Raw genomic sequence first — 12,411 nt, forward strand, 5'->3', positions numbered from 1 at the left:
GGTCAACGAGCGGGGGGAACCGTGGGGGGCGACGACGGGGCCGCCGCCACGTCGGGCTCCGTGCGCGGCAGGCCCCGCAGGCGGGTGACGGCGGCGGCGGAGACGAGCCCGAGCGAGGCGCAGCCCAGCCAGGGCAGCCAGCCAGCGCCGGTGCGTTCCGCGATGTCCATGGACCAGCCGATGGCGGCGTTGCCCGCGGCGGCCGTGATCCCGGACAGCACGGAGAAGACCCCGAAGTAGGTGCCGGTCAGCTCCGGACGCCCGAAGCCGGGCACGAGTTCCATCACGAACGGTTGGGCGGCCATCAGGCCGAGTTGGAGGAGGAGCGCGCAGACCAGCACGGGCGGGAACCCGGGGACGACGGGGGCGAGGAAGGCCAGGCCGAGTACGCCGAGCCCGGCGGCGATCCAGCGGGCCCGACCGCCCCTGCTCCGCAGCGCGCGGGTGAGCGGCAGTTGCAGGGTGAGGCTGGTCAGCGTGGAGACCAGGAAGACCGCGGCCACGGCGCCGCTGACGCCGGTGGCCCGCTCGGCGGCGTCGGGGAGGAGCAGGTAGAGCTGGCTCTCCAGCGTGAACATGCCGCTCATGGCCAGGGCGAAGGCCAGGAAGGGTCGGTCGCGCAGCACCTCGCGCCAGTCCCCGAGCACTCCGCCGCTCGCGGGCGGCACCGGGCGCTCGGGCAGCACCAGGAGTTGGGCCACGGTGAGTACGGCGAAGATCCCGGCCGCGGTGAGCGCGCAGGCCCGGAAGTCGACCAGCAACAGGGCGCTGCCGAGCAGCGGTCCGACCAACGCCCCCGCGGTGGCGAAGACGTTGAAGAGGGCGAACGCCTCGGCCTTGCGGTCGCCGGCCTCCCGGGCCAGGTAGGCGCGCACGGCGGGGTTGAACAGGGCCCCGGCCAGGCCGCTGAGCACCGAGGCCGCCACCAGCGCGGGCAACCCCTCCCCCAGGCCGAAGAGAGCGAAGCCGAGGGTGCGCACGGCGCAGCCCGCGATGATGACCCGACGCGGTCCGAGCCGGTCGGCCGCCGAGCCGCCGAGCAGGAAGAGGCCCTGCTGGCTGAGGTTGCGGGCGCCGAGGACGAGGCCGACGGTGGCCGCGGACATGCCGAGGGTGCCGCCCAGGTACTGGGCGAGATACGGGATCAGCAGGTAGAAGCCCGCGTTGACGCCCAGTTGGTTGACCAGGAGCAGCCTGATCGCCATGGGAAAGGACAGCAGCTCGCGCACGAGCCGAGACAGTAACCGATAATCATTTTCATTGTCACTGTGTTTCACGGCACAGCGACAACCCCGCCATCCGGCCTCAGGACGGCCGGTCGGACAGCTCCCAGAGCAGCAGCTCCGCACCGCCGGCGGCCCTGACCACCGGCTCCCCGCCGCCCGTGAGCCGGGCCGCGTCCCCGGCCGTCAGCGCCACCGGCGGCCCGACGCCGGACAACTCGACGGCACCGCTCGCCAGATGGAGATAGGCCAGGCGCCCGCCCCCGACCGCCGCCCGCTCGCCGTCGCGCAGCCGCCGCACCCGCAGCACCGCCGGCGTGCGGGGCAGCGCGTAGGGGACGTCGTCCCCGATGCCGCGCACCACCTCGTAGGCCGGCTCGCCGCCCGGCTCGGCGGGGATCAGCCACATCTGGAGGAAACGCAACGGCTCGGGCCCGGCGTTGCGTTCCACGTGCCGCACGCCGGCGCCCGCCGTCAGACGCTGCAAGTCGCCGGGGCGCACGACGGTCGCGGTGCCGTCCTCGTCCTCGTGCGTGAGCTCGCCGGACAGCACCCAGCTGACGATCTCGACGTCCCGGTGCGGGTGCGCGGGGAAGCCCGCGCCGGGCGCGAGCCGCTCCTCGTTGCAGGCGGTCAGCGGCCCGAAGCGGACGTTGTCCGGATCGTAGAATCCGGCGAACGAGAAGGCGTGCCGGGTCTCGATCCCGGCGGCCGGATCACCGCCCCGATAACGCTCGGCGGCCCGCGTCACCCGAAGCACGCCCCTACCGTATCCATCCGTCGCCCGTCGCCAGTGACCCCCGCCTGGTATGAGTGGGTGGGAAATGAGGCAGGCTGGTCCCGTGTCCGATGCCGATGAGAACGCCGCCGATGAGAAGGCCGACGAGAAGGCCGCCGCTGAGAAGGCCGATGAGAAGAAGGCGCACGTCGCCACCGTGCGTCGCCTCGAACAGTCCTCGGGGAAGCTGGCCGCCGCCGCGATCTCGCGGATGGACGAGCAGCTGTCGTGGTACCGCGCCATGCCGCCGGAGAACCGCTCCTGGATCGGCCTGGTCGCCCAGGCCGGCATCGCGGCGTTCATCGAGTGGTTCCGGCACCCGGACACTCCGCAGGCGATCAGCACCGACGTCTTCGGCACCGCGCCGCGCGAGCTGACCAGGGCGATCACGCTGCGCCAGACCGTGGAGCTGGTGCGCACCACCATCGAGGTGGTGGAGTCCGCGGTGGACGAGCTGGCGCCGCCGGGCGGGGAGGCGGCGCTGACCAACGCGCTGCTGGTCTACTCGCGGGAGATCGCCTTCGCCACCGCCCAGGTGTACGCGCAGGCCGCCGAGGCGCGCGGCGCGTGGGACGCCCGCCTGGAGTCCCTGGTGGTGAACGCGGTGGTGTCGGGCGAGGCGGACGAGAGCGACGTGTCCCGGGCGGCCGCCCTGGGCTGGAACTCGCCGGACCACGTGACGGTCGTGCTCGGCAGCGCGCCCAACGGCGACAGCGAGCTGACCGTGGAGGCGATCAGGCGGGCCGCCAGGTACGCGAAGCTTCAGGTGTTGACCGGGGTGCTCGGCAAGCGCCTGGTGGTGATCGCGGGCGGCAGCGACGACCCGGTGAGCGCGGCCAAGTCGCTGATCGGCCCGTTCGCCTCGGGCCCCGTGGTGGCGGGCCCCGTGGTGGGCGACCTGCTGGAGGCGACCCGCTCGGCGCAGGCGGCGGCGGCCGGACTGCGGGCCTGTGCGGCCTGGCCGGACGCGCCGCGCCCGGTCCTCGCGGACGACCTGCTGCCGGAGCGCGCCATGGCGGGCGACCCGGCGGCCCGCCGCCTGTTGGTGGAGGAGATCTACAGACCGCTGCAGGAGGCCGGATCGGCGCTGTTGGAGACGCTCAGCGTCTATCTGGAACAGGCCAGCAGTCTCGAGGGCGCCGCGCGTATGCTTTTTGTGCATCCCAACACCGTCCGGTACCGCCTGAGACGTGTGACTGATGTCACCGGATGGCCCCCTTCCGATGTGCGCTCGGCCTTCACCCTGCGCGTCGCGTTGATGCTCGGACGGCTCGCCGACGCCGATTCACGCGCCTGACCGTCACCCACCTGGCTTTGTACAGGAGCTACAAATCCCTCGACTGTTCTTCGTTCCTGCCCCCACCGGCGGTCAACCCGGTGCCCAGGAGAGAGTGAGAGGGTGCTTGTACTCGTCGCTCCCGGCCAGGGTGCCCAGACGCCCGGCTTCCTGAATCCGTGGCTCGAACTCCCGGGTGTAGCCGACCGCCTTGGCGCCTGGTCGGAGACCGCGGGGCTCGACCTCGTCCACTACGGCACCGCGGCCGACGCGGAGGAGATCCGCGACACGGCCGTGGCACAGCCCCTGTTGGTGACCGGTGCCCTGCTGTCGGCGGCCGCGCTCTTCGACGACGACCCGGCGGGCCCGGCGGCCTCGGTGGGCGCCGTCGCCGGGCACAGCGTCGGCGAGCTGCCTGCCGCCGCGATCGCCGGGGTCCTCACCGATCTCGAGACCGTCGCGCTGGTGCGGCAGCGCGCGACGGCGATGGCCGAGGCGGCGGCAGTCACGGAGACCGGCATGTCGGCGGTGCTCGGCGGCGACCCGGACGAGGTCGCGGCCCACCTCGCCGAGCTCGGCCTCACGGCGGCCAACAACAACGGCGGCGGCCAGATCGTCGCGGCCGGCACCCTCGAGCAGTTGGCGGCGCTCGCCGCCGACAAGCCGGCCAAGGCGCGCGTGGTCGCGCTCAAGGTGGCCGGCGCCTTCCACACCGTGCACATGGCGCCCGCGGTCGACGCCATGCGCACGGCGGCCAAGGGACTGAACCCCGCGGATCCGGGCATCCGTTTCGTATCCAACGCCGACGGCGAGGTCGTCGCCGACGGCCAGGAGATCGTGCGGCGCCTGGTGACCCAGGTGTCCAACCCGGTCCGCTGGGACCTGTGCGTGGAGACGTTCCAGCGGCTCGGCATCACCGCCCTGATCGAACTGTGCCCGGGCGGTACGCTCGCTGGTCTGGCCAAGCGCAACCTCCCCGGAGTGGAGCGCGTGGCCATCAAGAGCCCGAACGATCTCGACGCGGCCCGCGAGCTGATCGCCGCCCACCGCACGGCATCCGCACCCCCCGCAGAAGCCGCCGAATAGGAGCAGTGGACATGGCCACACTGAGGGTCGGAAAGGGTGCGCCCTACGCACGCGTCATGGGCGTGGGCGGCTACCGGCCGACGAGGGTCGTCCCCAACGAGGAGATCCTGAAGTACATAGATTCCTCCGACGAGTGGATCCGCTCGCGGTCCGGGATCGTGACCCGGCACTGGGCGGACGAGGACGAGACGGTCGCCGAGATGGCGCTCGCCGCGTCGGGCAAGGCCATCGCGGACGCCGGCATCACCGCCGAGCAGATCGACGCGGTCGTGGTCTCCACCGTCTCGCACTTCTTGCAGACCCCCTCGGTGGCCACCGTGATCGCCCACCGGCTCGGGGCCGGCACCCCGGCCGCCTTCGACATCTCGGCGGCCTGCGCCGGCTTCGGCTACGGCCTGACCGTCGGCAAGGGCCTGATCGTCGACGGCAGCGCCGAGCACGTGCTGGTGATCGGCGTGGAGCGGCTGTCCGACCTCACCGACAAGGAGGACCGCTCCACCGCGTTCCTCTTCGGCGACGGCGCCGGCGCCGTGGTGCTCGGCCCCTCCCAGGAGCCGGCGATGGGCCCCACGGTCTGGGGCTCGGAGGGCGACAAGGCGGACGTCATCGCGCAGACCGTGCCCTGGGACCGCTTCCGGGCGGGCGACCTCGACGGCCTGCCGGTGGACGCCGCGGGGAAGGTGAAGTTCCCCGCGCTGCGCCAGGAGGGCCAGACGGTCTTCCGCTGGGCGGTCTTCGAGATGGCCAAGGTCGCCCAGCAGGCGCTGGACGCCGCCGGGATCACCGCGGCCGATCTGGACGTCTTCATTCCGCATCAGGCCAACATGCGGATCATCGACTCGATGGTGAAGACCCTCAAGCTGCCGGAGCATGTCGCGGTCGCGCGTGACATCGAGACCACCGGCAACACGTCCGCCGCCTCCATCCCGCTCGCCATGGAGCGGATGCTGGCGACGGGGCAGGCGAAGAGCGGGGACACCGCCCTCGTCATCGGCTTCGGGGCGGGTCTGGTCTACGCCGCGACGGTCGTTACCCTCCCCTAAGCAAGGTCCGAACAGATCCCCCCGGATCACCACCAAGCGGTACCTCACCGCAACACACTGAAGGAGCGCCGCAATGGCTGCCACCAAGGAAGAGATCATCAAGGGTCTCGCCGAGATCGTCAACGAGATCGCCGGCATCCCCACCGAGGAGGTGACGGAGGAGAAGTCGTTCACCGACGACCTCGACGTCGACTCGCTGTCCATGGTCGAGGTGGTCGTCGCCGCTGAGGAGCGCTTCAGCGTCAAGATCCCGGACGACGACGTCAAGGGCCTGAAGACGGTCGGCGACGCCGTCAACTACATCTTCGACCACCAGAGCTGACCTGCTCGCACAGCGCGTGTCGCCACCCCCGCGGTGGCGGATCACCACCATTCCCCCCGACTAGCGGAGTAAGAATCCCGTGAACGCGATCAATCGAACGGTGGTTGTCACCGGTGTCGGTGCGACCACACCGCTGGGTGGCGACAGCGCGACGACCTGGGAGGGCCTGCTGGCCGGCCGGTCCGGCGTGCGTCCCCTGACCGCCGACTGGGCGGCCGACCTGCCGGTGAAGATCGCCGCGACCGCGGCGGTCGACCCGGTCGACATACTGCCCAAGCCGGTGGCACGTCGCCTGGACCGCTCCGCGCAGTTCGCGCTGATCGCGGCCCGTGAGGCGTGGGCCGACGCCGGCTTCACGGCCAAGGCCGGCGAGGACGGGGCGGTGGACCCGACCCGGCTCGGCACGGTCATCGCCTCCGGCATCGGCGGCGTGACCACCCTGCTCGACCAGTACGACGTGCTGCGCGAGAAGGGCGCCCGGCGGGTCTCCCCGCACACCGTGCCCATGCTCATGCCCAACAGCCCGGCGGCCAACGTCGGTCTCGAGGTCGGGGCGCAGGCCGGCGTGCACACCCCCGTCAGCGCGTGCGCCTCGGGGGCCGAGGCCGTGGGCTACGCGGTGGAGATGATCCGCACGGGCCGCGCCGACGTGGTGGTGGCGGGCGGCACCGAGGCCGCCATCCACCCGCTGCCGATCGCGGCGTTCGGCAACATGATGGCGCTCTCCAAGAACGAGGGGGCGCCTGAGCAGGTGTCCCGGCCGTACGACACGGCCCGCGACGGCTTCGTGCTGGGCGAGGGCTCGGGCGTGGTGATCCTGGAGTCCGCCGAGCACGCGGCGCGGCGCGGCGCCCGCGTCTACTGCGAGCTGCTCGGCCAGGGCCTGTCGGCGGACGCGCACCACATCGCCCAGCCGGAGCCGACCGGTCGCGGCATCGCGGCGGCGCTGGCCAACCTGCTGGAGAACACGGACCTCAAGCCCGAGCAGGTCTTCCACCTCAACGCACACGCGACCTCGACGCCGCTCGGTGACGTGGCCGAGATCAAGTCGCTGCGCCGGGTGCTGGCCGACGACCTGGACCACGTGGCGATCTCGGCGACCAAGTCGATGACCGGCCACCTGCTCGGCGGCGCGGGCGGCATCGAGACGGTGGCCACGGTGCTGGCCCTGTACCACCGGGTCGCTCCCCCGACCATCAACGTCGAGGACCTCGACCCCGAGGTGGACGCCGACATCGTCCGCGACGAGCCGCGCCAGCTGCCGGGCGGCACCATCGCGGCGATCAACAACTCGTTCGGCTTCGGCGGGCACAACGTGGTGCTGGCCATGCGGACGGTCTGACCGCCGTTCCACACGCGAAACCCCCGCCTTCCGGGCGGGGGTTTCGCGTGTGGCGGCTGTGGCGGGATGTCCGTCAGGGAACGCGGACGACCTGTCCGGCCCAGGACAGGCCGCCGCCGAAGGCGAAGAGCAGCGCCGGCGCGCCGGTCGGGATCTCGCGGCGCTCGATCAGCTTGGACAGCGCGAGCGGCACGGACGCGGCCGAGGTGTTGCCCGAGACGACCACGTCCTGCGCGACGACGGCCTGCGGGGCGTCCAGCTTGCCGACGATCCCCTCGATGATGCGCAGATTGGCCTGGTGGGTGACGATCGCGCCGAGCTCGCGCGGGCTGATCCCGGCCCGCTCGCAGGCCTCCCTGGCCAGCGGAGCGAGCGTGGTGGTGGCCCAGCGGAAGACGGTCTGACCGTCCTGGGAGAAGGTGGGGTGCCAGTCGCCGCGGATGCGGACGGCCTCGCGCTTGGTGGGGTCGGAGCCCCACACGACGGGCCCGACGCCGTCCTCGGCGTCGCTGGCGCTGAGGACGGCCGCGCCGGCGCCGTCGCCGAGCAGGATGCAGCTGGCGCGGTCGGTGTAGTCGGTGATGTCGGACATCTTCTCGGCGCCGATGACGAGGGCGTGCCGGGCGGCGCCGGCCCTGATGGTGTGGTCGGCGGTGGCGAGCGCGGTGGTGAAGCCGGCGCAGGCGTTGTTGAGGTCGAAGGTGACGGCGCCCGGTATGCCGAGCCGGCCGGCGACCTGGGCCGCGGTGGACGGCGACCGGTCGATGTTGGTGCAGGTGGCGACGATCACCTGGCCGACGTCCGCCGGGTCGACGCCGGCCGCCGCCAACGCCTTTCCCGCGGCGGCGACGGCCAGGTCGGTCACGGTCTCGTCCCTGGCGATGCGGCGGGTGACGATGCCGGTCCGCTGCCGGATCCAGGCGTCGTTGGTGTCGACCATGCCGGCCAGGTCGTCGTTGGTGAGCACATGCTCGGGTTGGTAGTGGCCAAGCGCGGTGAGGCGAGTCATGACCCCAGTTTAGCGACCGATCGGTCGGACTTTATAGACCCTCAAGCCCTTCTATAGTGGTGACATGAGCCCTCGTCACTCGGCCGCCGAGGCCCGCCGCACCAGGGAGCGCATCATCGAGCGCAGCGTGGACGTGGCCTCGATCGAGGGCCTCGAGGGCCTCACGATCGGCCGCCTCGCGCTCGACCTCGGCATCAGCAAGTCGGGGCTGCTCGGTCACTTCGGGACCAAGGAGGCCCTGCAGCTCGCCGCGTTGGGGCGGGCCGCGGTCATCTTCAACCACGAGGTCTGGCGCCCGGCCGCCGACGCCACCCCCGGGCTGTCGCGCCTGCGAGCGGTCTGCGACGCCTGGATCTCCTACCTGGAGCGTGAGGTCTTCCCCGGCGGCTGCCTCTTCGTCTCGTCCACCTTCGAGTACGACGGCCGCAGCGGCCCCGTCCGCGCCCTGCTGCGACGTCAGTTCCAGGCCTGGGAGCACCGGCTGACCGCCGAGGTCCGCCGCGCCGTCGCCGACGGCGACCTCCCGCCCGACACGGACGCGGCCCAACTCGTCTTCGAGCTCTACGGCGTGATGATGAGCCTCAACCACACCATCCAGCTCCACGGCAACGGCCGGTCCCCTGCCCGCGCCAGGGCGGCCGTGGACCGCCTGCTCGCGGCCGGCTGACCGCCGCTACCCGGCCGCCGCCGGATAGGTGCTCACCATCGCGCCGAAGTACCCCTCGGGCGCGCCCTCAAGGTGCCCGGGCGCCGCCTGCATGAAGGCGCGCAGCAGCGGGGTCGCGTTGTGGCGGTCCAGGTCCTCCTTCGAGCGCCAGACCTCGTAGAGGAAGAACCTGCCGTCCTCCTGCTCGTGGAGGTGGTACTGCAGGCTGCCCTCGTGATTCCTGGACGGCTCGACGAGAGCCAGCAGCAGGGCCCTGAGGTCGTCGGCGTGGCCGGGCCTCGGGGTGAGGAATCCGTAGAGCGAGACGGGCGTTGGTTCGGTCGTTGTCGTCGTCATGCGGCCGACGCTAGGACGTGACATCCATGTCAGATTCAAGCCGGGATCGAAGTGAGGCGGGTCACATGAAGATCGGTGAGCTGTCCCGCGAGACGGGCGTGGCGATCCGCCTTCTCCGATACTACGAGGCGCAGGGGCTGCTCACCGCCGAGCGCGGCGAGGGCGGCCACCGCCGGTACGGCCCCGAGGCGCCGGTCACCGTCGCCCGCATCCGCGCGCTGCTGGCCGCGGGGCTCCCCACCCGGGTGATCCGTTCCCTCATGCCCTGCTACACGGACGACGGCGCCCGGCTCCAGCCGTGCGTGCTCGACCACCTCAGGGAGCGGGCGGCCGACCTCGACACCCGCATGGCGGAGCTCGCCGAGGCCCGCGCGGCCCTCGGCGAGCTCGTGGCGGCGGCCGCCGAGCCCCTGACACGGTGATCCCGGCCGGGGCGCGGGTCGGCCGGGCGGGTGGTTCTCGCGGCCGGCGCGCCGGCCCGGGATTCGCCCCGTGTCCACGGCGTTACTCTCGGCGAGCCGGCGGGCGGGTGCGCGGCTGGCGAATCCCGTGCCGCGTTCCGATGGGAGCCGAGAGATGGCCGTGTGTTTCACCCCCGGGCAGGTGGGCGCGTCCGGGCGGATCGTGCAGGAGTACAGCGCCTACGTCGAGACGGTGGTTCAGGAGCACTACTGCCTGAAGACGGGTGGCTGCTTCAAGTTCACCCGGCCCTCGAACGGCGGGACCGAGTTCTTCGACGAGCCCACGAAGACCACTCGCTGTCGCTTTCTCGGCGAGTTCCTCAAGGCCCACCACCCGGGGCTCGACGTCGACTTCGTCGTGCAGGCCTGCGAAGCGCGCAAGAAGGCGGTCGACCCCGACGACGAGGACGACGAGCCCTTTCCCGTGCCGGACATCATCACGCACCGGCCCACGAGGAAGGAGGTGTACGAGATCAAACCCCGCAACGCCGCGGGCCGGAAGGACGCCAAGGACAAGCTCGACCGGTTCCTGGGGATGACCGACTTCCTCAGCGCGACGGTTCCCACGACGCGCTACCAGCGCGGCACGCTGTACCGGCCGGACGAGTCCTTCGTGCTGTACGACGCCCCGATCACCGTCTTCGGCCAGGTCAAGGTGGTCCTCCACGTCGTCGGGGAAGGGCAGGGGGTCATCCTGCACGAGATCTGCGTGGAGTCGCTCCTCACCTCGCCCGAGGCGAAGCTGGCGATCAAGATCGTCCTCGGCATCCTCTTCCTGGTGTTGCTGCGGAGGGGGCTGCGCGGCGCGCCGGTCGGAGCGCCGACGCCCGCGCTCGCCTGGTCCTCGCCCCTCGAACAGGGGGTGGGCAGAAACCGGCCGAACGCTCCACGGGACGTGCGCTACGTCCAGGTGATGCTGAACGAGTCGCGCCGGCTGGACGGGGTGGCCGCCATCGGCGTCGACGGCCTTGTGGGCCCGGAGACCATCGGGGCCGTCGAGGACTTCCAGACGGCGGTCACCGGGATCGTCGACGGGGCCGTCGACGTCGGAGGACCGGCGATCAACGCCCTCGAACGGTCCCACGCCGACGCGCTGGTCGCGGCGATGACGCTGTCCGACGTGGACGGCTTCGACCTGAGCGCGCTGACCGGCTACCCGCCCGTCGACGAGGAACTACCCGGCGATGTGAACGCCATCGCGCAGGAGTACATCGACACCGTCCACGCTCGGGCGTGAGACGGGCTCCCCGGCGGCCGGCCCGGGGCCTCAGTCCCAGCTGGCGAAGTAGGAGGCGGCCATGTCCTCGCCGCCGTGGCCCTGCCGCGAGGCGCGGTGGAAGCGGTCCGCCCCCGCCTCGGCCAGGTCGAGGCGGACGCCGGCGGACTCGGCGGCGGCCAGGATCAGCCGGGCGTCCTTCTCCGCGGTGTCGACCGCGAAACTCGGCGCGAGTTCGCCCGATCGGATCGCCGCCGCCTTGACGCGGAGGTAGGGGAGGTCGAGCGCGCCGCCCTCGACCGCGTCCAGGAAGCCCTGCGGGTCCACGCCGAGGCCCTTCGCCAACGCCAGCGCCTCCGCCGTGCCGTGCGTGACCGCCAGCACCCAACTGTTGCAGACCAGCTTGAGGCGCGAGGCGGCGCCCACCTCCTCGCCGACCCAGAGGGTGCGGGAGCCGATGGCGGAGAAGACGGGGGCCAGCGGGTCGCGGGCGGGCCGTGGGCCGGCGGCGAGGACGGTCAACTGGCCGGCCTCCGCTGGCTGTTTGGTGCCGAGGACGGGCGCGTCCACCAGGGTCAGGCCCTCCTCGGCGGCCAGCACGACTAGGTCGTCGAGGCCTGCCGTGCCCACCGTGGAGCTCTGCGCCCAGAGCATGCCCTCGGCGAGCCCGGGCGTCGCCGCCCGCATCGCGGCCAGCGTGGCGGCCGCGTCGTGGAGCATGGTGAGCACGACGTCGGCGCCCTCCACCGCCTCGGCCGGCGAGCCGGTGACCGTGGCGCCGTCGGCGGCCAGGGGCTCGGCCCTGGAGTGGGTGCGGTTCCAGACGCGCACCTCGTGGCCCGCCCGGCAGAGGTTGCGGGCCATGGGGGCGCCCATGATGCCGGTGCCGAGCACCGCGATCCGGGAACCGGACATCTCACACCACCTGGTGCAGCCAGCGGACCGGCGCGCCCTCGCCCGCGTGGCGGAAGGGTTCGAGCTCGTCGTCCCAGGGCTTGCCGAGCAGTCGACTGATCTCCAGCTGGAGGTCGCTCTCGCCGCGCGCCGCCCGCGCCGCGGCGGCGCGCAGCCGGTCCTCGGGGATCATGATGTCGCCGTGGATGCCGGTGACGGCGTGGTAGATGCCCAGGTCGGGGGTGCAGCTGTAGCGCTCGCCCTCGGCGGCGGGGCAGGGCTCCGAGGTGACCTCGAAGCGCAGCAGGTGCCAACCGCGCAGGGCGGAGGCGAGCTTGGACGCGGTGGCGGCCTCGCCCTGCCAGGAGAGCTCGGCACGCCAGGTGCCCGGTGAGGCCGGCTGTCTGGTCCAGTCGAGGCCGACCCGGGCGCCGAGCACTCCGGCGACGGCCCACTCGATGTGTGGACACAGCGCACGCGGGGCGGAGTGCACGAACAGAACACCACGTGTCGTCACCGGGACCTCCACTCTTGGCTACCTGCGCCCGCCGCGAGCCTCAAGACGCCCCCACCTGCCCCGATCTCGCGCACGAACAGTAAACACCATTGGCAACTTTTTGCGGCAAAATGGACAACGGGTGACGCGCGGTCATCTTTTACTCTTGTTGAGGGCGCGCGTCGGGCGTCGCCACACTGCCAGGTCCCAAGCTACCGCCCCGCCACACACCCCCACGGACACCGACGGCCCCCTACGGACC

General features: G+C 72.2%; 14 protein-coding genes. 8 read left to right on the plus strand and 6 right to left on the minus strand.

Translation table 11 applies throughout. The features are described 5' to 3' along the window. Positions 1 to 2: 2 nt before the first annotated feature. Together E1265_RS24115 and E1265_RS24120 are read right to left on the minus strand one after the other, a co-directional pair. Entirely contained in the window at positions 3 to 1,205 is a 1,203-nt protein-coding gene (locus tag E1265_RS24115; RefSeq protein WP_132933109.1) for an MFS transporter, read from the minus strand. A gap of 100 nt (positions 1,206 to 1,305) precedes the next feature. Continuing rightward, entirely contained in the window at positions 1,306 to 1,983 is a 678-nt protein-coding gene (locus E1265_RS24120; RefSeq protein ID WP_243741072.1) for a pirin-like bicupin family protein, read from the minus strand. Between the two features lie 175 nt (positions 1,984 to 2,158). Between E1265_RS24120 and E1265_RS24125 the strand changes: the two genes are divergently transcribed. From E1265_RS24125 to E1265_RS24145, 5 genes are all read left to right on the plus strand, one after another. Then, positions 2,159 to 3,298 carry a PucR family transcriptional regulator gene (locus E1265_RS24125; protein ID WP_132933097.1) on the plus strand — a complete coding sequence of 380 codons (1,140 nt, stop codon included), beginning with the start codon at positions 2,159 to 2,161 and terminating at the stop codon, positions 3,296 to 3,298. 102 nt (positions 3,299 to 3,400) lie between these two features. Next, positions 3,401 to 4,363 carry an ACP S-malonyltransferase gene (locus E1265_RS24130; protein WP_132933098.1) on the plus strand — a complete coding sequence of 321 codons (963 nt, stop codon included), beginning with the start codon at positions 3,401 to 3,403 and terminating at the stop codon, positions 4,361 to 4,363. Positions 4,364 to 4,374: 11 nt separating this feature from the next. Further along, positions 4,375 to 5,406: a ketoacyl-ACP synthase III gene (locus tag E1265_RS24135; RefSeq protein WP_132933099.1), complete on the plus strand. Its 1,032-nt coding sequence runs from the start codon at positions 4,375 to 4,377 to the stop codon at positions 5,404 to 5,406. A 73-nt stretch (positions 5,407 to 5,479) separates the two neighbouring features. Continuing rightward, on the plus strand, positions 5,480 to 5,728 hold the full coding sequence (locus E1265_RS24140) for an acyl carrier protein (protein WP_132933100.1): 249 nt from the start codon (positions 5,480 to 5,482) through the stop codon (positions 5,726 to 5,728). Positions 5,729 to 5,807: 79 nt separating this feature from the next. After that, complete coding sequence (locus E1265_RS24145) at positions 5,808 to 7,070, plus strand: beta-ketoacyl-[acyl-carrier-protein] synthase family protein (RefSeq protein WP_132933101.1); 1,263 nt, start codon at positions 5,808 to 5,810, stop codon at positions 7,068 to 7,070. Between the two features lie 73 nt (positions 7,071 to 7,143). Here the strand turns inward: E1265_RS24145 and E1265_RS24150 are convergent, their stop codons facing one another. After that, the gene (locus E1265_RS24150) at positions 7,144 to 8,079 is read right to left on the minus strand and encodes a beta-ketoacyl-ACP synthase III (protein ID WP_132933102.1); all 936 of its coding nucleotides are present in this window, start codon (positions 8,077 to 8,079) and stop codon (positions 7,144 to 7,146) included. A 64-nt stretch (positions 8,080 to 8,143) separates the two neighbouring features. Here E1265_RS24150 and E1265_RS24155 point away from each other — a divergent pair, with 64 nt between their 5' ends. Continuing rightward, complete coding sequence (locus tag E1265_RS24155) at positions 8,144 to 8,746, plus strand: TetR/AcrR family transcriptional regulator (RefSeq protein ID WP_132933103.1); 603 nt, start codon at positions 8,144 to 8,146, stop codon at positions 8,744 to 8,746. A 6-nt stretch (positions 8,747 to 8,752) separates the two neighbouring features. Here the strand turns inward: E1265_RS24155 and E1265_RS24160 are convergent, their stop codons facing one another. Continuing rightward, entirely contained in the window at positions 8,753 to 9,082 is a 330-nt protein-coding gene (locus tag E1265_RS24160) for a putative quinol monooxygenase (RefSeq protein WP_132933104.1), read from the minus strand. 65 nt (positions 9,083 to 9,147) lie between these two features. Here E1265_RS24160 and E1265_RS24165 point away from each other — a divergent pair, with 65 nt between their 5' ends. Further along, a complete protein-coding gene (locus E1265_RS24165) occupies positions 9,148 to 9,504 on the plus strand; it encodes a MerR family transcriptional regulator (RefSeq protein WP_132933105.1) in 357 nt (118 codons plus the stop codon). 154 nt (positions 9,505 to 9,658) lie between these two features. Further along, positions 9,659 to 10,780, plus strand: a complete 1,122-nt coding sequence (locus E1265_RS24170) for a peptidoglycan-binding domain-containing protein (RefSeq protein WP_132933106.1) — start codon at positions 9,659 to 9,661, stop codon at positions 10,778 to 10,780. Positions 10,781 to 10,810: 30 nt separating this feature from the next. On the opposite strand, the gene E1265_RS24175 is transcribed toward E1265_RS24170, so the two are convergent. Further along, a complete protein-coding gene (locus E1265_RS24175) occupies positions 10,811 to 11,674 on the minus strand; it encodes an NAD(P)-dependent oxidoreductase (RefSeq protein WP_132933107.1) in 864 nt (287 codons plus the stop codon). 1 nt (position 11,675) lies between these two features. Next, on the minus strand, positions 11,676 to 12,170 hold the full coding sequence (locus E1265_RS24180; protein ID WP_132933108.1) for a DUF3145 domain-containing protein: 495 nt from the start codon (positions 12,168 to 12,170) through the stop codon (positions 11,676 to 11,678). Positions 12,171 to 12,411 lie beyond the last annotated feature (241 nt).

It is taken from the genome of Streptomyces sp. 8K308 (genome assembly GCF_004348315.1).
Classification (GTDB): Bacteria; Actinomycetota; Actinomycetes; order Streptomycetales; family Streptomycetaceae; genus Streptomyces.